The sequence below is a fragment of the Enterobacter sp. fkY84-1 genome (genome assembly GCF_052974705.1).
The window spans coordinates 1,246,055-1,264,968 of the sequence record NZ_CP169393.1 but is presented as its reverse complement, the minus strand read 5'-3'; the positions used below and the strand labels follow the sequence as shown (position 1 = coordinate 1,264,968).

Annotated in this window: 18 protein-coding genes; 17 read left to right on the top strand and 1 reads right to left on the bottom strand. The window is 55.8% G+C overall.

Annotated features, from left to right (window positions below; genetic code table 11):
- Positions 1–36: 36 nt before the first annotated feature.
- The 10 genes from miaB to rihA all read left to right on the top strand — a co-directional run bounded on the left by miaB (position 37) and on the right by rihA (position 10,307).
- Complete coding sequence (miaB, locus tag ACEPLT_RS05905) at positions 37–1,461, top strand: tRNA (N6-isopentenyl adenosine(37)-C2)-methylthiotransferase MiaB (protein ID WP_021242573.1); 1,425 nt, start codon at positions 37–39, stop codon at positions 1,459–1,461.
- A 163-nt stretch (positions 1,462–1,624) separates the two neighbouring features.
- Complete coding sequence (locus ACEPLT_RS05900) at positions 1,625–2,671, top strand: PhoH family protein (protein ID WP_063453799.1); 1,047 nt, start codon at positions 1,625–1,627, stop codon at positions 2,669–2,671.
- A complete protein-coding gene (gene ybeY / locus ACEPLT_RS05895; protein ID WP_008501052.1) occupies positions 2,668–3,135 on the top strand; it encodes an rRNA maturation RNase YbeY in 468 nt (155 codons plus the stop codon). Before ACEPLT_RS05900 ends, ybeY begins: the two co-directional genes overlap by 4 nt.
- An 89-nt stretch (positions 3,136–3,224) precedes the next feature.
- Positions 3,225–4,103: a CNNM family magnesium/cobalt transport protein CorC gene (gene corC, locus ACEPLT_RS05890; protein ID WP_021242574.1), complete on the top strand. Its 879-nt coding sequence runs from the start codon at positions 3,225–3,227 to the stop codon at positions 4,101–4,103.
- 5 nt (positions 4,104–4,108) lie between these two features.
- Positions 4,109–5,647, top strand: coding sequence for an apolipoprotein N-acyltransferase (lnt, locus tag ACEPLT_RS05885; RefSeq protein WP_021242575.1), 1,539 nt, complete (start codon positions 4,109–4,111; stop codon positions 5,645–5,647).
- Positions 5,648–6,047: 400 nt separating this feature from the next.
- The gene (locus tag ACEPLT_RS05880) at positions 6,048–6,953 is read left to right on the top strand and encodes an amino acid ABC transporter substrate-binding protein (RefSeq protein ID WP_008501049.1); all 906 of its coding nucleotides are present in this window, start codon (positions 6,048–6,050) and stop codon (positions 6,951–6,953) included.
- A 155-nt stretch (positions 6,954–7,108) separates the two neighbouring features.
- Positions 7,109–7,849, top strand: coding sequence for a glutamate/aspartate ABC transporter permease GltJ (gene gltJ, locus ACEPLT_RS05875; RefSeq protein WP_008501048.1), 741 nt, complete (start codon positions 7,109–7,111; stop codon positions 7,847–7,849).
- Positions 7,849–8,526, top strand: coding sequence for a glutamate/aspartate ABC transporter permease GltK (gltK, locus tag ACEPLT_RS05870; RefSeq protein ID WP_008501047.1), 678 nt, complete (start codon positions 7,849–7,851; stop codon positions 8,524–8,526). The genes gltJ and gltK overlap by 1 nt, the downstream gene beginning before the upstream one ends.
- On the top strand, positions 8,523–9,248 hold the full coding sequence (locus ACEPLT_RS05865) for an amino acid ABC transporter ATP-binding protein (RefSeq protein ID WP_008501046.1): 726 nt from the start codon (positions 8,523–8,525) through the stop codon (positions 9,246–9,248). Before gltK ends, ACEPLT_RS05865 begins: the two co-directional genes overlap by 4 nt.
- Positions 9,249–9,368: 120 nt before the next feature.
- A complete protein-coding gene (gene rihA, locus ACEPLT_RS05860) occupies positions 9,369–10,307 on the top strand; it encodes a pyrimidine-specific ribonucleoside hydrolase RihA (RefSeq protein ID WP_008501045.1) in 939 nt (312 codons plus the stop codon).
- Positions 10,308–10,371: 64 nt separating this feature from the next.
- Here rihA and ACEPLT_RS05855 read toward each other — a convergent pair whose 3' ends face one another.
- Positions 10,372–10,854 (bottom strand): zinc ribbon-containing protein, encoded by a 483-nt coding sequence (locus ACEPLT_RS05855; RefSeq protein WP_023617134.1) that lies wholly within the window; start codon positions 10,852–10,854, stop codon positions 10,372–10,374.
- Positions 10,855–11,068: 214 nt separating this feature from the next.
- Between ACEPLT_RS05855 and leuS the strand changes: the two genes are divergently transcribed.
- The 7 genes from leuS to mrdA all read left to right on the top strand — a co-directional run bounded on the left by leuS (position 11,069) and on the right by mrdA (position 18,912).
- Positions 11,069–13,651, top strand: a complete 2,583-nt coding sequence (gene leuS, locus ACEPLT_RS05850) for a leucine--tRNA ligase (protein ID WP_232928085.1) — start codon at positions 11,069–11,071, stop codon at positions 13,649–13,651.
- A gap of 14 nt (positions 13,652–13,665) precedes the next feature.
- Positions 13,666–14,235, top strand: coding sequence for an LPS assembly lipoprotein LptE (gene lptE / locus ACEPLT_RS05845; protein WP_008501042.1), 570 nt, complete (start codon positions 13,666–13,668; stop codon positions 14,233–14,235).
- On the top strand, positions 14,235–15,266 hold the full coding sequence (holA, locus tag ACEPLT_RS05840; RefSeq protein WP_039024429.1) for a DNA polymerase III subunit delta: 1,032 nt from the start codon (positions 14,235–14,237) through the stop codon (positions 15,264–15,266). Before lptE ends, holA begins: the two co-directional genes overlap by 1 nt.
- Positions 15,259–15,924 (top strand): nicotinate-nucleotide adenylyltransferase, encoded by a 666-nt coding sequence (gene nadD / locus ACEPLT_RS05835; RefSeq protein WP_248248794.1) that lies wholly within the window; start codon positions 15,259–15,261, stop codon positions 15,922–15,924. The genes holA and nadD overlap by 8 nt, the downstream gene beginning before the upstream one ends.
- Positions 15,925–16,193: 269 nt before the next feature.
- Positions 16,194–16,511: a ribosome silencing factor gene (gene rsfS / locus ACEPLT_RS05830; RefSeq protein WP_003858696.1), complete on the top strand. Its 318-nt coding sequence runs from the start codon at positions 16,194–16,196 to the stop codon at positions 16,509–16,511.
- Positions 16,512–16,514: 3 nt separating this feature from the next.
- Entirely contained in the window at positions 16,515–16,982 is a 468-nt protein-coding gene (gene rlmH / locus ACEPLT_RS05825) for a 23S rRNA (pseudouridine(1915)-N(3))-methyltransferase RlmH (RefSeq protein WP_003858701.1), read from the top strand.
- 28 nt (positions 16,983–17,010) lie between these two features.
- Positions 17,011–18,912 carry a peptidoglycan DD-transpeptidase MrdA gene (gene mrdA, locus ACEPLT_RS05820; RefSeq protein WP_023293034.1) on the top strand — a complete coding sequence of 634 codons (1,902 nt, stop codon included), beginning with the start codon at positions 17,011–17,013 and terminating at the stop codon, positions 18,910–18,912.
- Positions 18,913–18,914 lie beyond the last annotated feature (2 nt).

Here is an 18,914-nt window from a genome sequence, read left to right as displayed (position 1 = left end):
CAATACGCGGCTTGCAATCCTGAGCTGAGCAAGTCGATGACTAAAAAACTCCATATAAAAACCTGGGGCTGTCAGATGAACGAATACGATTCATCCAAGATGGCCGATCTGCTGGATACCACCCACGGATACCAGCTGACTGAAAATGCGAAAGAAGCCGATGTGCTGCTGCTGAACACCTGTTCAATTCGTGAAAAAGCGCAGGAAAAAGTCTTTCACGTGTTAGGCCGCTGGAAACTTCTCAAACGAAAAAATCCGGACCTGATCATCGGCGTGGGCGGCTGCGTCGCGTCGCAGGAAGGCAAGCTGATCCGCCAGAGAGCCCCGTATGTGGACATTGTCTTTGGCCCTCAGACCCTGCACCGTCTGCCTGAGATGATCAATCAGGTTCGCGGTAACCGTAGCCCGGTCGTTGACGTCAGCTTCCCGGAAATCGAAAAATTTGACCGTCTGCCTGAGCCACGTGCCGATGGCCCGACCGCCTTCGTCTCCATCATGGAAGGCTGCAACAAATACTGCACGTACTGCGTGGTGCCGTACACCCGTGGTGAAGAGGTCAGCCGCCCGGCAGATGACATTCTGTTTGAAATCGCGCAGCTTGCCGCGCAGGGCGTGCGCGAAGTGAACCTGCTGGGCCAGAACGTTAACGCCTGGCGCGGTGAGAACTACGACGGCACGACCGGCAGCTTTGCTGAGCTGCTGCGTCTGGTGGCCGCGATTGACGGCATCGACCGCATTCGCTTTACCACCAGCCATCCGATGGAATTTACCGATGACATCATTGACGTTTATCGCGATACGCCAGAGCTGGTGAGCTTCCTGCACCTGCCGATTCAGTGTGGCTCTGACCGCGTGCTGAACCTGATGGGCCGCCCCCATACGGTGCTGGAGTACAAATCCACCATCCGCAAGCTGCGTGAAGCACGTCCGGATATCCAGATTAGCTCCGACTTTATCGTCGGCTTCCCTGGCGAAACCGCAGAAGACTTCGAGCGCACCATGAAGCTCATCGGCGAAGTGAACTTTGACGTCAGCTACAGCTTCATCTTCTCTGCGCGTCCAGGAACACCGGCGGCCGATATGGTTGACGATGTACCGGAAGAAGAGAAAAAGCAGCGCCTGTATATTCTGCAGGAGCGCATCAACCAGCAGGCTAACGCCTGGAGCCGCCGCATGCTCGGTACCGTACAGCGCATTCTGGTGGAAGGCACTTCCCGCAAGAGCATTATGGAACTCTCTGGTCGTACGGAAAATAACCGCGTGGTGAACTTTGAAGGCACCCCGGATATGATCGGTAAGTTTGTGGACGTCGAGATTGTCGAAGTGCTGACCAACTCGCTGCGCGCGAAAGTGGTCCGCACCGAAGACGAAATGGGCCTGCGTATCGCAGAGTCACCGGAATCCGTGATCTCGCGTACCCGCAAAGAAAACGATTCTGGCGTTGGGATTTACCAGCCATAATCCTTCAGGCCTGCCGCTTTGGCAGGCCTTGTATTTCCTCTCATCGCCCCCAATATCTTCCGCAACGCTTGCGCCTTTATTCTGTGGCGTGAATAATTTCGGTAATGACCGTTTTATTGCGCCGTGTGGCAGTGGGTCAGTTAATCAATCAAAGAGGAACAGTTTGAACATAGATACGCGTGAAATTAGCCTTGAGCCAGCAGACAACGCTCGCCTGCTGAGCCTGTGCGGGCCGTTTGATGACAACATCAAACAACTGGAGCGACGTCTGGGTATCGAAATCAATCGTCGCGATAATCATTTCAAACTCACCGGACGCCCTATCTGCGTCAACGCCGCTGCGGACATTCTGCGTAGCCTGTATGTCGACACCTCCCCCATGCGCGGCGAAATTCAGGATATCGAACCGGAGCAGATTCACCTCGCCATTAAAGAGGCGCGCGTGCTTGAGCAGAGCGCGGAGAGCGTGCCGGACTATGGCAAGGCGATCAACATTAAGACCAAGCGTGGCGTCATCAAGCCGCGTACGCCAAACCAGGCGCAGTATATCGCCAATATTCTCGACCACGACATCACCTTCGGCGTGGGGCCGGCGGGTACGGGTAAAACCTATCTGGCCGTTGCCGCAGCGGTCGATGCGCTGGAGCGTCAGGAGATCCGACGTATCCTGCTGACCCGCCCTGCCGTTGAAGCCGGTGAAAAACTGGGCTTCCTGCCAGGCGATCTCAGCCAGAAGGTCGACCCGTATCTCCGTCCTTTATACGATGCGCTGTTCGAAATGCTGGGCTTTGAGAAGGTCGAGAAGCTCATTGAGCGTAACGTGATCGAAGTGGCCCCGCTCGCCTACATGCGCGGCCGCACGCTGAACGATGCGTTCATCATTCTCGATGAGAGCCAGAACACCACCATCGAACAGATGAAAATGTTCCTGACGCGTATTGGCTTTAACTCGAAAGCGGTGATTACCGGCGACGTCACGCAGATCGATCTGCCACGCAGCACCAAATCGGGCCTGCGCCACGCCATCGAAGTGCTGGCCGAGGTCGATGAAATCAGCTTTAACTTCTTCCACAGTGAAGACGTCGTTCGCCACCCGGTGGTCGCGCGCATCGTTAACGCCTATGAAGCCTGGGAAGAGGCGGATCAAAAACGCAGGGCCGAACAGGCCGCGGAACGTAAGCGCGAAGCGCAGGAGCAAGAACAGAAATGAGTCAGGTGATCCTCGATTTACAGCTGGCCTGTGAAGACAATTCCGGCATGCCAGATGAGGCACAGTTTCAGAAATGGCTGGATGCCGTTATCCCGCAGTTTCAGGAAGAATCAGAAGTCACGATTCGCCTGGTGGATGAAGCAGAAAGCCATGAGCTTAACCTGACCTATCGCGGGAAAGATAAGCCGACCAACGTGCTCTCTTTCCCGTTCGAAGCCCCGCCGGGCATCGAGATGCCGCTGTTGGGCGATCTGATCATCTGCCGCCAGGTGGTTGAACAGGAAGCTAAAGAGCAGCAGAAACCTCTTGAAGCCCACTGGGCGCACATGGTGGTACACGGCAGCCTGCATCTGCTCGGCTACGATCATATTGAAGACGACGAAGCGGAAGAGATGGAGTCCCTCGAGACAGAGATAATGCTTGCTCTGGGCTATGAGGATCCGTACATTGCCGAGAAAGAATAGTCAGTCACCGGACTGACTCCCCTGCCGCCACGAAAGGACATCGCGTGGCGGTAAACATTGAACTAACAAGAGAACCCTTAACAAACGCCATGAGCGACGACAATTCACACAGTAGCGACACGACAACCAGTAAAAAGGGATTTTTCTCCCTCATTCTGAACCAGCTTTTCCACGGCGAACCGAAAAACCGTGATGAACTGCTGGAGCTGATTCGTGATTCCGGGCAAAACGACCTTATCGACGAAGATACGCGCGAAATGCTCGAAGGGGTTATGGACATCGCCGACCAGCGCGTTCGCGATATCATGATTCCCCGCTCGCAGATGATCACCCTGAAACGTAACCAGACGCTGGACGAGTGTCTCGATGTCATCATCGAATCCGCCCACTCGCGTTTCCCGGTCATCAGCGAAGACAAAGATCACATCGAAGGGATTTTGATGGCGAAAGATCTGCTGCCGTTTATGCGCAGCGATGCCGAAGCCTTCAGCATGGAAAAAGTGTTACGCCAGGCCGTGGTTGTGCCGGAAAGTAAACGTGTGGATCGGATGCTGAAAGAGTTTCGCTCTCAGCGTTACCACATGGCGATTGTTATTGATGAATTTGGTGGCGTCTCCGGTCTGGTCACGATCGAGGATATCCTTGAGCTGATCGTGGGCGAAATCGAAGATGAGTACGACGAAGAAGAGGATATCGACTTCCGTCAGCTCAGCCGCCACACCTGGACCGTGCGGGCGCTGGCCTCCATTGAGGACTTCAACGACGCCTTCGGGACCCACTTCAGCGATGAAGAGGTCGATACCATTGGCGGGCTGGTGATGCAGGCCTTTGGCCACCTCCCGGCGCGCGGAGAGACCGTTGACATCGACGGTTACCAGTTCAAAGTAGCCATGGCCGACAGCCGACGTATTATACAGGTTCACGTCAGAACGCCGGACGACTCACCGGTGCCAAAACTGGAAGATTAATGTAAATGGCATTTGCCCCATTGCTTGAACGCCAGCGCGTCCGTTTGCTGCTGGCGCTGTTACTCGGAGCCAGCGGTACGCTGGCTTTTTCTCCTTACGACATCTGGCCTGCGGCCATTCTCTCCCTGATGGGGCTTCAGGGTTTGACCCTGAATCGTCGTCCGGTGCAGGCTGCCGCTATCGGCTACTTCTGGGGACTGGGGCTGTTTGGCTCAGGGATTAACTGGGTCTACGTCAGCATCGCCCAGTTTGGCGGTATGCCGGGCCCGGTAAACGTCTTCCTGGTGGTACTGCTCGCCGCGTATCTCTCGCTCTATACCGGTCTGTTCGCCGGCATCCTTTCTCGCCTGTGGCCCAAAACCACCTGGCTGCGCGTTGCCATTGCCGCGCCGGTGGTCTGGCAGATCACGGAATTCCTGCGCGGCTGGGTGCTGACCGGCTTCCCGTGGCTGCAGTTCGGCTACAGTCAGATTGACGGCCCGCTGAAAGGCCTGGCGCCGGTCATGGGCGTTGAGGCCATTAATTTCCTGCTGATGGTCGTTAGCGGCCTGCTGGTATTAGCGCTGGTTTCACGATGCTGGAAACCGCTGGCTGTGGCGCTGGTGCTGTTCGCCCTGCCCTTCCCGCTGCGCTATATCCAGTGGTTCACGCCGGAGCCCGCGCGCGCCATGCAGGTCTCCATGGTGCAGGGGAATATCCCGCAGTCGATGAAGTGGGACGAGAAAGAGCTGCTGAATACGCTGAAGATCTACGCCAACGCCACCGAAGAGGTGATGGGTAAATCGCAGCTGATTATCTGGCCGGAGTCTGCTATTCCCGATCTGGAGATCAACCAGCAGCCGTTCCTCAACATGATGAACGACCTGCTGCTCTCGCGTGGCAGTACGCTGATCACCGGGATTGTCGATGCGCGTCTGAATCAGCAGAACCGCTACGACACCTACAACACCATCATTACGCTCGGCAAAGACAGCGAATACAGCTACCACTCCACCGATCGGTACAACAAGAACCACCTGGTGCCGTTTGGTGAATTTGTGCCGCTGGAGTCAATTCTTCGCCCGCTGGCCCCGTTCTTCGATCTGCCGATGTCCTCCTTCAGCCGCGGACCGTACGTTCAGCCTCAGCTGCACGCGCACGGCGCAGCCCTGACGGCGGCCATCTGCTACGAAATTATCTTAGGCGAGCAGGTGCGCGACAACTTCCGCCCGGATACGGACTATTTGCTGACCATCTCTAACGATGCCTGGTTTGGTAAATCAATCGGCCCGTGGCAGCACTTCCAGATGGCACGCATGCGCTCCCTGGAGCTGGCACGTCCCCTGCTGCGCAGCACCAACAACGGCATCACCGCCGTGATTGGTCCGCAGGGTGAAATCCAGGCCATGATCCCACAGTTCACCCGAGAAGTGCTGACCACCAACGTCACTCCTACCACCGGGCTGACGCCGTACGCCCGCACCGGCAACTGGCCGCTGTGGATCCTGACCGCGCTGTTCGGCTTTGGCGCGGTGCTGATGAGCCTGCGCCAGCGTCGTCGATAATCCCTCCTCTTCCTGCCGGGTGGCGCTAACGCTTACCCGGCCTACTGTTTCGCTTTTGTAGGTCGGGTAAGCGTCAGCGCCACCCGACAATTCCCTCCGGACTTCAATTCTGGCACGCCTATTGCTTTGTTTATTCAGGTAAACGCAGTTTGGCTTAATGTGCAACTTTGTCGCACCAGCGTAGATCATCGGTAGCACCGAAACGGTGCAACGGGAGATATTTGCCTCTGAATGGTGCGGCGTGCTTCGCAAAAATAAACAATAACGCAGCAAAATCTTTACATTAAGCCAGACTAAATGTTAACAAGCTTGCATAACACTGCACTCGCATTGCGCGAGATATAACAACATCACAATGGGTATCAATGCGTCACTGGCGCTGATAAAAAAGGAGTTGGGTATGCAATTACGTAAACTGGCCACAGCAATGCTGGTTATGGGGATGTCCGCAGGCGTGGTTCACGCTGAAGACGCTCCGGCAGCAGGCAGCACTCTCGACAAGATTGCCAAAAACGGCGTTATCGTGGTCGGCCACCGTGAATCTTCTGTCCCGTTCTCTTACTACGACAACACGCAAAAAGTCGTGGGCTATTCACAGGATTACTCCAACGCCATCGTTGAAGCTGTGAAGAAAAAGCTGAACAAACCTGACCTGCAGGTGAAGCTGATCCCCATCACTTCACAGAACCGTATTCCGCTGCTGCAAAACGGCACCTTTGACTTCGAGTGTGGCTCCACCACCAACAACCTCGAGCGTCAGAAGCAGGCTGCCTTCTCCGACACCATCTTTGTTGTGGGCACCCGCCTGCTGACGAAGAAAGGCGGTGAGATCAAAGACTTCGCTGACCTGAAAGGGAAAGCGGTCGTTGTCACCTCCGGGACCACGTCTGAAGTGCTGCTGCACAAGCTGAACGACGAGAAGAAAATGGATATGCGCATCATCAGCGCGAAAGACCATGGCGACTCCTTCCGTACCCTGGAAAGCGGTCGTGCCGTCGCGTTTATGATGGACGACGCCCTGCTGGCAGGCGAGCGTGCGAAAGCGAAGAAACCAGACAACTGGGATATCGTCGGTACCGCGCAGTCAAAAGAAGCCTACGGCTGTATGCTGCGTAAAGACGATCCGCAGTTCAAAAAGCTGATCGATGACACCATCGCCCAGGTGCAGACCTCAGGCGAAGCGGAAAAATGGTTCGACAAATGGTTCAAGAACCCGATTCCACCAAAAAACCTGAACATGAATTTTGAACTGTCAGACGACATGAAAGCGCTGTTCAAATCTCCAAATGACAAGGCTCTTAACTAATTAGAACAACAGGGGCGGGATCTCCTGCCCTCTCGATTGTCGGGAAGCATGGACAGACTATACGTTGAGTGGTCGTTCCCCACTCAGCGCGAAAAATGAGCTTCTCACCAATCTTCGAGGGTAGCGCTGCTACCCTTTTTTTTCTGGAGTTTATTATGTCAATCGACTGGAACTGGGGCATATTCCTGCAACAAGCCCCGTTCGGCAACACCACCTATCTTGGCTGGCTGTGGAGCGGCTTTCAGGTCACCGTGGCATTATCGATAACGGCGTGGATCATCGCGTTTCTTGTCGGTTCTCTGTTCGGTATTCTGCGCACCGTCCCTAACCGTTTTCTTTCAACACTCGGCACCCTGTACGTGGAACTGTTCCGTAACGTTCCGCTGATCGTGCAGTTCTTTACCTGGTATCTGGTTATCCCGGAACTGCTGCCGGAAAATATTGGCATGTGGTTCAAGTCGGAACTGGATCCGAATGTGCAGTTCTTTGTCTCCTCCATGATGTGTCTGGGGCTGTTTACCGCTGCGCGCGTTTGCGAGCAGGTGCGTGCCGCCATTCAGTCATTACCCCGCGGACAAAAAAATGCGGGTCTGGCGATGGGGTTAACCCTGCCACAAACCTACCGCTACGTGCTGCTGCCTAACGCCTACCGCGTCATCGTTCCACCAATGACCTCCGAGATGATGAACCTGGTGAAAAACTCGGCCATCGCCTCGACCATCGGTCTGGTCGATATGGCTGCGCAGGCGGGCAAGCTGCTGGATTACTCCGCTCACGCGTGGGAATCCTTCACCGCGATCACGCTCGCCTACGTTCTGATTAATGCTTTCATCATGCTGGTGATGAACCTGGTTGAACGCAAAATTCGCCTGCCGGGCAACATGGGGGGCAAATAATGTACGAATTTGACTGGAGTTCTATCGTTCCATCCATGCCTTACCTGCTTGATGGACTGATGATTACCTTAAAAATCACCGTCATTGCCATTATCGTCGGTATCGTCTGGGGCACCCTGCTGGCCGTTATGCGCCTGTCGAGCTTTAAGCCGCTCGCCTGGTTTGCGACCGCCTACGTTAACGTGTTCCGCTCCATCCCGCTGGTAATGGTGCTGCTGTGGTTTTACCTGATCGTGCCCGGCTTCCTGCAAAACGTGCTGGGGCTGTCGCCGAAAACCGACATCCGTCTGATCTCGGCGATGGTGGCTTTCTCAATGTTTGAGGCCGCTTACTACTCTGAGATTATCCGTGCAGGCATTCAGAGTATCTCCCGCGGGCAATCCAGCGCCGCGCTGGCGCTGGGGATGACGCACTGGCAGTCCATGCAGCTCATTATTCTGCCGCAGGCGTTTCGCGCCATGGTTCCGCTCCTGCTGACCCAGGGAATTGTGCTGTTCCAGGATACGTCCCTGGTCTACGTGCTGAGCCTGGCAGACTTCTTCCGTACCGCGTCCACCATCGGTGAGCGTGATGGTACGCAGGTTGAGATGGTGCTCTTTGCGGGAGCGGTCTATTTTGTGATTAGTTTAAGCGCGTCGCTGTTGGTCAGCTGGCTGAAGAAAAGGACGGTACAATGATTTCCCTGAAAAATGTTTCTAAATGGTATGGGCACTTTCAGGTGCTGACCGACTGCTCCACCGAAGTGAAAAAAGGCGACGTGGTAGTGGTGTGCGGACCGTCCGGTTCCGGTAAATCGACGCTGATCAAAACCGTTAACGGACTGGAGCCGGTCCAGCAGGGTGAGATCGTCGTCAACGGCACCAAAGTCAACGACAAGAAAACCAATCTTGCCCAGCTTCGCTCTCACGTTGGCATGGTGTTCCAGCATTTTGAGCTGTTCCCTCACCTCTCCATTATTGAGAACCTGACCCTGGCCCAGGTGAAAGTGCTCAAGCGTGATAAAAAAGCGTCGCGCGAGAAAGGCCTGAAACTGCTGGAACGCGTTGGGCTCGCGGCTCATGCCGATAAGTTCCCGGCGCAGCTTTCTGGCGGCCAGCAGCAGCGTGTGGCGATCGCCCGTGCGCTGTGCATGGATCCGGTTGCCATGCTATTTGACGAGCCCACGTCGGCGCTCGATCCGGAGATGATCAACGAAGTGCTGGACGTAATGGTCGAGCTGGCGCACGAAGGGATGACCATGATGGTGGTGACCCACGAAATGGGCTTCGCCCGCAAGGTGGCCAACCGCGTGATCTTCATGGACGAAGGGAAAATTGTCGAAGATTCCCCGAAAGAGGAGTTCTTCGCCAACCCGAAATCGGAACGTGCGAAAGATTTCCTCGCGAAAATCCTGCACTAACCTTCTCAGTGCGCAATCTGCGGATTGCGCACTGCCTCACGCTTTCGCTCACTTCTTCTCGTCGGTGCCCCATTGCAGCGTTAACCTTGTCACAAAATAACGCTATGAATGGAGAACGCTATGGCACAACCTATAATTTTCGATTGCGACCCGGGTCATGATGACGCGATCGCGCTCGTCCTTGCACTTGCCTCCCCCGAGCTCGACGTCAAAGCCGTCACCTCTTCTGCCGGAAACCAGACGCCGGATAAAACCCTGCGTAACGTTTTGCGCATGCTGACGCTGCTCAAGCGCACGGATATTCCTGTCGCCGGCGGCGCCCTCAAGCCCCTGATGCGTGAATTAATTATTGCGGATAACGTGCATGGCGAAAGCGGGCTGGACGGTCCGGCGCTGCCGGAACCTGGCTTCACGCCGCAAAGCTGCACCGCCGTGGAGCTGATGGCAAAGGTGCTGCGCGAGAGCGCGGAACCCGTCACCCTGGTGGCAACGGGACCGCAAACCAACGTCGCGCTGCTGCTGAACAGCCATCCTGAACTGCACAGCAAAATCGCTCGTATCGTCATCATGGGCGGGGCTATGGGCCTGGGAAACTGGACGCCTTCCGCAGAGTTCAACATTTTTGTCGATCCGGAAGCAGCGGAAATCGTCTTCCAGTCGGGCCTGCCCGTTGTGATGGCAGGGCTGGATGTGACGCATCGCGCGCAGATTATGGCAGACGACATTGAGCGCTTCCGCTCCGTGGGCAATCCGGTCGCGACAACCGTGGCTGAGCTGCTCGACTTCTTTATGGAGTATCACAAAGCCGAGAAATGGGGATTCCACGGCGCGCCGCTGCACGATCCGTGCACCATTGCCTGGCTGTTAAAACCGGAGATGTTTACCACAGTCCACAGGTGGGTTGGCGTCGAAACGCAGGGGAAATACACCCAGGGGATGACGGTGGTGGACTACTACTCGCTGACGGGGAATAAACCGAATACCACGGTGATGGTGGATATTGACCGTGAGGCGTTTGTGGATTTGCTGGCGGAGAGACTGGCTTACTATAGTGCGTAGTGCGGCCTGATGCCCTCACCCCGGCCCTCTCCCACGGGGAGAGGGCGCAAACCTGCGCTTTTACCTAGGGCTCAAACGGCCGACGCTGGAACTGATCGTGGCCGCATTTTGGACACAGCGACAGGACCTCCGGCGTATACACCGCAATATGATGGTGGCAATTCTCGCACACCAGATTTCCCAGCCCGACCACTTCACCGCTGTGGTACACACCGTGGTGGTTTAAATCCTGAAAGACTTCACGCCACTCCAGCTGCGTTTTATCCGTGATATCGGCCAGTTCCTGCCACAGGCTCTCTTTGATCACCCGCATGAAAACGCTGTCCGTGACCTCCTCCTGGCTTTCCTGGTAGCTGCGCGCGAACTCTTCCAGATCGCGACGCACGGCGCGGGTCACCTCTTCCACTTCGGTTCGCGTTAACTCACCCGTTTGCGACACGCGGGCACGCGCCTGCTCCACCAGCGCGTCGATATCACGCTCGCCGTTACGCAGCCGTTCCGTCAGTGTCGCCACCAGTTCGCGGTAAAATTGAGCAACCTTGTTCATCATTTTGCCTCCCGGGTAAGTAACTATTTCTAATAATAGACCTTATTTAAGCGCCGCTTTGTCAGGTGAAGCACAGACCCGGTAAATTCCTGCAAAGCGCATTTGTGCGAAAGGCTGTTTTGACGCGGGCGTTTGGGCTATGCTATGCGGATCTGAATTACCACATCCATTGGCTACATTTGTAGCTGTATTGAACACAGGACCACTGGCTGCCATGCAAGAGCAATACCGCCCGGAAGAGATAGAATCAAAAGTCCAGCAACACTGGGACGAGAAGCGCACCTTTGAAGTAACCGAAGACGAGAGCAAAGAGAAGTATTACTGCCTGTCGATGCTTCCCTATCCTTCTGGTCGACTACACATGGGCCACGTGCGTAACTACACCATCGGTGATGTGATTGCGCGCTACCAGCGCATGCTGGGCAAAAACGTTCTGCAACCCATCGGTTGGGATGCGTTCGGTCTGCCTGCGGAAGGCGCGGCGGTCAAAAACAATACGGCGCCGGCACCGTGGACGTACGACAACATCGCGTACATGAAAAACCAGCTCAAAATGCTGGGCTTTGGCTATGACTGGAGCCGCGAGCTGGCAACCTGTACCCCGGAATATTACCGCTGGGAACAGAAATTCTTCACCGAGCTGTACAAAAAAGGCCTGGTGTATAAGAAGACCTCTGCCGTTAACTGGTGCCCGAATGACCAGACCGTTCTCGCGAACGAACAGGTTATCGATGGCTGCTGCTGGCGCTGTGACACCAAAGTAGAGCGTAAAGAGATCCCGCAGTGGTTTATTAAAATCACCGCTTACGCTGATGAGCTGCTGAACGATCTGGATAATCTGGACCACTGGCCAGATACCGTTAAGACCATGCAGCGCAACTGGATCGGCCGTTCTGAAGGCGTGGAAATTACCTTCAACGTTGAGAACTACGACCAGACCCTGACCGTCTACACCACCCGTCCGGACACCTTCATGGGCGCGACCTACCTGGCCGTGGCCGCAGGACACCCGCTGGCGCAGAAAGCGGCAGAAAACAATCCGGAACTGGCTACCTTCATCGACGAGTGCCGCAACACGAAAGTGGCAGAAGCCGATATGGCAACGATGGAGAAAAAAGGGGTTGATACCGGCTTTAAAGCCATTCACCCGCTGACGGGCGAAGCGATCCCTGTCTGGGCCGCCAACTTCGTTCTGATGGAATACGGCACAGGCGCCGTGATGGCTGTTCCAGGTCACGACCAGCGCGACTATGAATTTGCCACCAAATATGGCCTGACCATCAAGCCTGTTATTCTGACGGCTGACGGTTCTGAACCAGACCTGTCCGAACAAGCGCTGACCGAAAAAGGGACCTTGTTCAACTCCGGCGAGTTTAACGGTCTGAGCTTCGAAGAGGGCTTCAACGCTATCGCCGACAAGCTGGCCTCCCTTGGCGTGGGCGAGCGTAAAGTTAACTTCCGTTTGCGCGACTGGGGCGTTTCCCGTCAGCGTTACTGGGGTGCGCCAATTCCAATGGTGACGCTGGAAGATGGCACCGTGATGCCAACGCCGGAAGATCAGCTGCCGGTGATCCTGCCGGAAGACGTGGTCATGGACGGTATCACCAGCCCGATCAAAGCCGATCCTGAGTGGGCGAAAACCACCGTCAACGGTCAGCCTGCGCTGCGCGAAACCGACACCTTTGACACCTTTATGGAGTCATCCTGGTACTATGCTCGCTACACCTGTCCTCAGTATCAGGACGGCATGCTGGATTCCAAAGCAGCGAACTACTGGCTGCCGGTAGATATCTACATCGGTGGTATCGAACACGCCATCATGCACCTGCTCTACTTCCGCTTCTTCCACAAGCTGATGCGCGATGCGGGCATGGTGAACTCTGACGAACCTGCAAAACAGCTGCTGTGCCAGGGCATGGTGCTGGCGGATGCCTTCTACTACGTCGGGGCGAACGGCGAGCGTAACTGGGTATCTCCGGTTGACGCGATCGTTGAGCGCGACGAGAAGGGCCGTATCGTGAAGGCGAAAGACGCTGAAGGTCACGAGCTGGTCTACACCGGCATGAGCAAAATGTCCAAGTCGAAAAACAACGGTATCGACCCGCAGGTGATGGTTGAGCGTTATGGTGCGGATACCGTGCGTCTGTTCATGATGTTTGCCTCTCCGGCAGACATGACGCTGGAGTGGCAGGAGTCTGGCGTGGAAGGCGCAAACCGCTTCCTGAAACGCGTCTGGAAGCTGGTTTACGAGCACACCTCACTGGGCGATGCCCCGGCGCTGAACGCTGCTGCCCTGACTGAAGATCAGCAGGCGCTGCGTCGTGACGTTCATAAAACCATTGCGAAAGTGACCGATGATATTGGTCGTCGTCAGACCTTCAATACCGCAATTGCGGCTATTATGGAACTGATGAACAAGCTGGCGAAAGCCCCGCAGGACGGCGAGCAGGATAGTGCCTTAATGCGTGAAGCGCTGCTGGCCGTCGTTCGCATGCTGAACCCGTTCACGCCGCACGTTAGCTTTACCCTGTGGCAGGAGCTGAAAGGCGAAGGCGATATCGACAACGCGCCGTGGCCGCAGGCTGACGAAGCCGCGATGGTGGAAAACACCACGCTGGTCGTGGTCCAGGTGAACGGTAAAGTCCGCGGTAAAATTACCGTGGCGGTCGATGCAACCGAAGAACAGGTTCGCGAGCGCGCGGGCCAGGAACCACTGGTCGCTAAATATCTTGAGGGCGTTACCGTACGTAAAGTGATCTACGTACCTGGTAAACTGCTGAATCTGGTCGTTGGCTAAGCGCGGGAGGAAACGTGCGACAACTGGCAACAATACTCTTATCTCTGGCGGTGCTTGTCACCGCTGGCTGCGGCTGGCACCTGCGCAATACCACGGCGGTGCCTGCTCAGATGAAAACCATGATCTTTGATTCCGGGGATCCGAACGGTCCACTCAGCCGGGCAATTCGCAATCAGCTGCGTCTGAACGGCGTTGAGCTTGTTGAGAAACAGACGCTGCGTCAGGATGTACCGTCTCTGCGTGTGACAGGAAGTGGCCTGTCGAGAGACACTGCGTCTATCTTCCAGGATGGCCGTACCGCAGAGTATCAAATGGTGTTGACGGTCAACGCGGCAGTCCTGATCCCGGGTAAAGATATCTATCCGATCAGCACGAAAGTGTACCGTTCGTTCTTCGATAACCCGCAGACGGCGCTGGCAAAAGATGCCGAACAGCAGATTATCATCAACGAAATGTACGACAAGGCGGCGGAGCAGTTGATCCGTAAACTGCCAAGTATTGCAGCGTCAACCAAACAAGGATCTGACATTGTTGATAAACCGGTTGATGGCACGCTTCCTGCTGCTAACTCTCTGGGTAAATGATGATCAGGCTGTATCCTGAACAACTCCGCGCGCAGCTCAATGAAGGGCTGCGCGCGGCGTATCTGCTTCTTGGAAACGATCCGTTATTACTTCAGGAAAGCCTGGATGCCGTGCGGCATGCCGCCGCCGCGCAGGGCTTTGATGAACACCACACCGTCCAGCTGGATAACAATACCGACTGGAACGCCCTCTTCTCGCTCTGTCAGGCGATGAGCCTGTTCGCATCGCGCCAGACGATTCAGATCCTGCTGCCGGAAAACGGGCCTAACGCGGCGATGAACGAGCAGCTTGCTACGCTGGTCAGCCTCTTACACAGCGATCTGATCCTGATTGTGCGTGGCAACAAGCTGACCAAAGCGCAGGAAAACGCGGCATGGTTTACCCAACTCGCGCCCCACGCGGTGCTGGTCACCTGTCAGACACCTGAGCAGGCGCATCTGCCTAAATGGGTCGCCGCGAGAGCGAAGCAGCACAACCTTCAGCTGGATGACGCGGCGAACCAGCTGCTCTGCTACTGCTATGAAGGTAACCTGCTGGCCCTGGCGCAGGCGCTGGACAGACTCTCCCTGCTCTGGCCGGACGGCAAGCTGACCTTGCCGCGCGTCGAGCAGGCCGTTAACGACGCGGCGCACTTCACGCCGTTCCACTGGGTGGACGCGCTGCTGTCGGCAAAAAGTAAACGCGCCCTGCATATTCTGCAGCAGCTGCGCCTCGAAGGCAGCGAACCGGTCATTCTGCTGCGTACGCTGCAGCGCGAACTGCTGCTGCTGATTACGCTCAAGCGTCAGTCTGCCCATACGCCTTTGCGTTCGCTGTTTGATAAACACCGGGTGTGGCAAAATCGCCGGGCTTTGACTTCCGAGGCCATCAACCGTCTGAGTCATGAACAGCTTCGCCAGGCGGTACAGCTTCTGATGCGCGCCGAACTCACGTTAAAACAAGATTACGGCCAGTCGGTCTGGGCTGAGCTGGAAAGCCTTTCCCTGCTGCTCTGCCACAAGGCGCTGGCAGACGTTTTTATTGATGGATAGTATGCACTCTTTACAGGCCCTGTATGGCGGCACCTTCGACCCGGCACACTACGGGCATCTGAAGCCGGTTGAAATTCTGGCGAATCTGATCGGCCTTCAGCGCGTCACCATCATGCCGAATAATGTCCCGCCCCACCGTCCACAGCCCGAGGCGACCAGCGAGCAGCGAAAAGAGATGCTTACCCTGGCCATCGCAGATAAGCCGCTCTTCCGGCTTGACGAGCGTGAGCTGCGTCGCGATACGCCCTCCTGGACCTCGCAGACGCTTCAGGAATGGCGCGCAGAACAAGGTCCAGACCAGCCGCTGGCTTTTATCATCGGACAGGACTCCCTGCTGAACTTCCCCACATGGCATAAATATGAAACCATTCTGGAGAACAGCCACCTGCTCGTCTGCCGCCGTCCTGGCTATCCGCTGACCATGCGCGAAGCGCAGTACCAGCAGTGGCTGGAAGATCATCTCACCGCCAATGTTGAAGATCTTCACACTCAGCCTGCCGGGAAGATTTATCTGGCCGAAACGCCGTGGTTCGATATCTCTGCAACCCTCATTCGCGAGCGCTTACAGCAGGGTTTAGCGTGTGACGATCTGCTCCCCGCACCGGTGCTGGCCTATATCCATACGCATGGTTTGTATCAGAAAAGCGCAGATGAATAGCCGGAGGGCATAAAAAGCGGCTTATTGTTTATCCTGCCTTGACAGGGTAAGCCATACTGTTATTCTCCGCTGCCAGACTTTCCCGCCGATGATTGCTTTACAGAAATTGTTTTACAAAAATGGCGATGCAATCTCAGGCAGAGGGTGGGATGATACCCGCCTTCAAAAGCCCGACCGGAGACTTTTGTCCCGATACAGGCATGAGTTCAGGTATACTGTCTGGCTACGAATTCAACGTTTTACAATCTCATTCACCCCAGGGGGAAAACTTGCAGGGTAAAGCACTCCAGGATTTTGTTATTGACAAAATTGATGACCTGAAAGGTCAGGACATCATCGCTATCGACGTTAAAGGTAAATCCAGTATTACCGACTGCATGATCATCTGCACCGGTACGTCCACACGTCATGTTGTTTCAATTGCCGATCACGTGGTACAGGAATCACGTGCTGCAGGGCTGTTGCCGCTCGGCGTTGAAGGTGAAGCGACGGCTGACTGGGTGGTTGTCGATCTCGGCGATGTGATTGTCCACGTCATGCAGGAAGAGAGCCGTCGCCTGTATGAGCTGGAAAAACTCTGGGGTTAATGCGTGAAGTTGCAGCTGGTCGCCGTCGGCACCAAAATGCCGGACTGGGTACAAACCGGTTTTACTGAATATCTGCGTCGTTTTCCAAAAGACATGCCGTTCGAACTGGTGGAAATCCCCGCCGGTAAGCGCGGCAAGAACGCCGATATCAAACGTATTCTCGATAAAGAGGGCGAACTGATGCTGGCTGCCGCTGGCAAAAACCGCATCGTCACCCTCGATATTCCAGGAAAACCCTGGGATACGCCGCAGCTGGCGCACGAACTGGAGCGCTGGAAGCAGGATGGCCGTGACGTCAGTCTGTTGATTGGCGGACCCGAAGGGTTATCCCCTGCCTGCAAAGCGGCAGCAGAACAAAGTTGGTCCCTCTCCGCGCTGACGCTTCCCCACCCGCTCGTTCGGGTACTGGTGGCAGAAAGCCTGTATCGCGCGTGGAGCATTACTACCAACCACCCCTATCACCGCGAGTAATGACTGACCAGGGTAGATTAAGCAGCGGATGAAACTACAGAATTCTTTTCGCGACTATACGGCTGAGTCCGCGCTGTTTGTGCGCCGGGCGCTGGTCGCCTTCACCGGGATTTTGCTGCTTACCGGCGTGCTGATCGCCAACCTTTATAATCTGCAAATTGTCCGTTTTACCGACTACCAGACGCGTTCCAACGAAAACCGTATCAAGCTGGTGCCTATCGCACCCAGCCGCGGCATTATTTACGATCGCAACGGCACCCCGCTGGCGTTAAACCGCACCATCTATCAAATCGAGATGATGCCGGAAAAAGTCGATAACGTTCAGGATACGCTGGAAGCGCTGAAAAGCGTTGTTGACCTTAACGACGACGATATCGCCGCCTTCAAAAAAGAGCGCGCCCGCTCTCACCGTTTCACCTCCATACCGGTTAAAACCAACCTGACGGAAGTCCAGGTGGCCCGCTTTGCGGTGAACCAGTACCGTTTCCCCGGCGTGGAAGTAAAGGGGTACAAGCGTCGCTACTACCCCTACGGCTCCGCGCTGACGCATGTGATTGGCTACGTCTCCAAGATTAACGACAAAGACGTCGACCGCCTCGATAAAGACGGCAAGCTGGCGAACTACGCCGCAACGCACGACATCGGTAAGCTCGGTATTGAACGCTACTACGAAGATGTCCTGCACGGGCAAACCGGCTATGAAGAGGTTGAGGTTAACAACCGTGGCCGCGTGATTCGCCAGCTTAAAGAAGTGCCGCCTCAGGCGGGGCATGACGTCTATCTGACCCTCGACCTTAAGCTACAGCAGTATATTGAAACCCTGCTGGCAGGCAGCCGCGCAGCCGTTGTGGTCACCGATCCCCGCACCGGCGGCATCCTGGCAATGGTGTCTATGCCAAGCTATGACCCGAACCTGTTTGTTGACGGCATTTCCAGTAAAGACTACTCCGGTCTGCTGAATGACCCCAACACGCCGCTGGTGAACCGCGCGACGCAAGGGGTTTACCCGCCGGCATCCACGGTTAAACCGTACGTGGCGGTCTCGGCATTGAGCGCTGGCGTCATCAACCGCAATACCAGCCTGTTTGACCCAGGCTGGTGGCAGCTGCCCGGTTCAGAAAAGCGCTATCGCGACTGGAAAAAATGGGGCCACGGTCATCTGAACGTCACCAAATCGCTGGAGGAGTCTGCGGATACCTTCTTCTATCAGGTGGCATATGACATGGGGATCGACCGCCTGTCAGAGTGGATGAGCAAATTCGGCTACGGACACTACACCGGCGTTGACCTGGCGGAAGAACGCTCCGGCAACATGCCGACGCGCGAATGGAAGCTGAAGCGCTTTAAAAAACCGTGGTATCAGGGCGACACCATTCCGGTGGGTATCGGTCAGGGGTACTGGACGGCAACGCCGCTTCAGATGAACAAAGCCATGATGATCCTCATCAATGACGGCGTGGTGAAAGTGCCTCACCTGCTGCAGAGTACGGTTGAAGACGGCAAAAAAGTGCCGTGGAACCAGCCGCACGAAGCGCCGGTGGGTGACATTCATTCCGGCTTCTGGGAAATCGCGAAAGACGGTATGTACGGCGTGGCAAACCGCCCGAACGGTACCGCACACAAGTATTTCGCCGGAACGCCATACAAAGTCGCCGCAAAATCCGGTACTGCGCAGGTCTTTGGTCTGAAAGCCAACGAAACCTATAACGCGCACCGCATTGCCGAACGTCTGCGTGACCACAAGCTGATGACGGCGTTTGCCCCATATGACAACCCGCAGGTCGCGGTGGCGATGATTCTGGAGAATGGCGGTGCCGGGCCTGCAGTAGGGACCATCATGCGCCAGATCCTTGACCACATTATGCTGGGTGATAACAACACCGAACTGCCGGCTGAAAACCCGGCCGCCGCTGCGGCGGAGGACCAATAATC

What these genes read in the sequence shown, in the direction of transcription:
- miaB (WP_021242573.1), top strand. Translation starts at nt 37, where the DNA reads ATGACTAAAAAACTCCATATAAAAACCTGGGGCTGTCAGATGAACGAA.
- ybeY (WP_008501052.1), top strand. Translation starts at nt 2,668, where the DNA reads ATGAGTCAGGTGATCCTCGATTTACAGCTGGCCTGTGAAGACAATTCC.
- corC (WP_021242574.1), top strand. Translation starts at nt 3,225, where the DNA reads ATGAGCGACGACAATTCACACAGTAGCGACACGACAACCAGTAAAAAG.
- lnt (WP_021242575.1), top strand. Translation starts at nt 4,109, where the DNA reads ATGGCATTTGCCCCATTGCTTGAACGCCAGCGCGTCCGTTTGCTGCTG.
- ACEPLT_RS05880 (WP_008501049.1), top strand. Translation starts at nt 6,048, where the DNA reads ATGCAATTACGTAAACTGGCCACAGCAATGCTGGTTATGGGGATGTCC.
- gltJ (WP_008501048.1), top strand. Translation starts at nt 7,109, where the DNA reads ATGTCAATCGACTGGAACTGGGGCATATTCCTGCAACAAGCCCCGTTC.
- gltK (WP_008501047.1), top strand. Translation starts at nt 7,849, where the DNA reads ATGTACGAATTTGACTGGAGTTCTATCGTTCCATCCATGCCTTACCTG.
- ACEPLT_RS05865 (WP_008501046.1), top strand. Translation starts at nt 8,523, where the DNA reads ATGATTTCCCTGAAAAATGTTTCTAAATGGTATGGGCACTTTCAGGTG.
- rihA (WP_008501045.1), top strand. Translation starts at nt 9,369, where the DNA reads ATGGCACAACCTATAATTTTCGATTGCGACCCGGGTCATGATGACGCG.
- ACEPLT_RS05855 (WP_023617134.1), bottom strand. Translation starts at nt 10,854, where the DNA reads ATGAACAAGGTTGCTCAATTTTACCGCGAACTGGTGGCGACACTGACG.
- leuS (WP_232928085.1), top strand. Translation starts at nt 11,069, where the DNA reads ATGCAAGAGCAATACCGCCCGGAAGAGATAGAATCAAAAGTCCAGCAA.
- holA (WP_039024429.1), top strand. Translation starts at nt 14,235, where the DNA reads ATGATCAGGCTGTATCCTGAACAACTCCGCGCGCAGCTCAATGAAGGG.
- nadD (WP_248248794.1), top strand. Translation starts at nt 15,259, where the DNA reads ATGGATAGTATGCACTCTTTACAGGCCCTGTATGGCGGCACCTTCGAC.
- mrdA (WP_023293034.1), top strand. Translation starts at nt 17,011, where the DNA reads ATGAAACTACAGAATTCTTTTCGCGACTATACGGCTGAGTCCGCGCTG.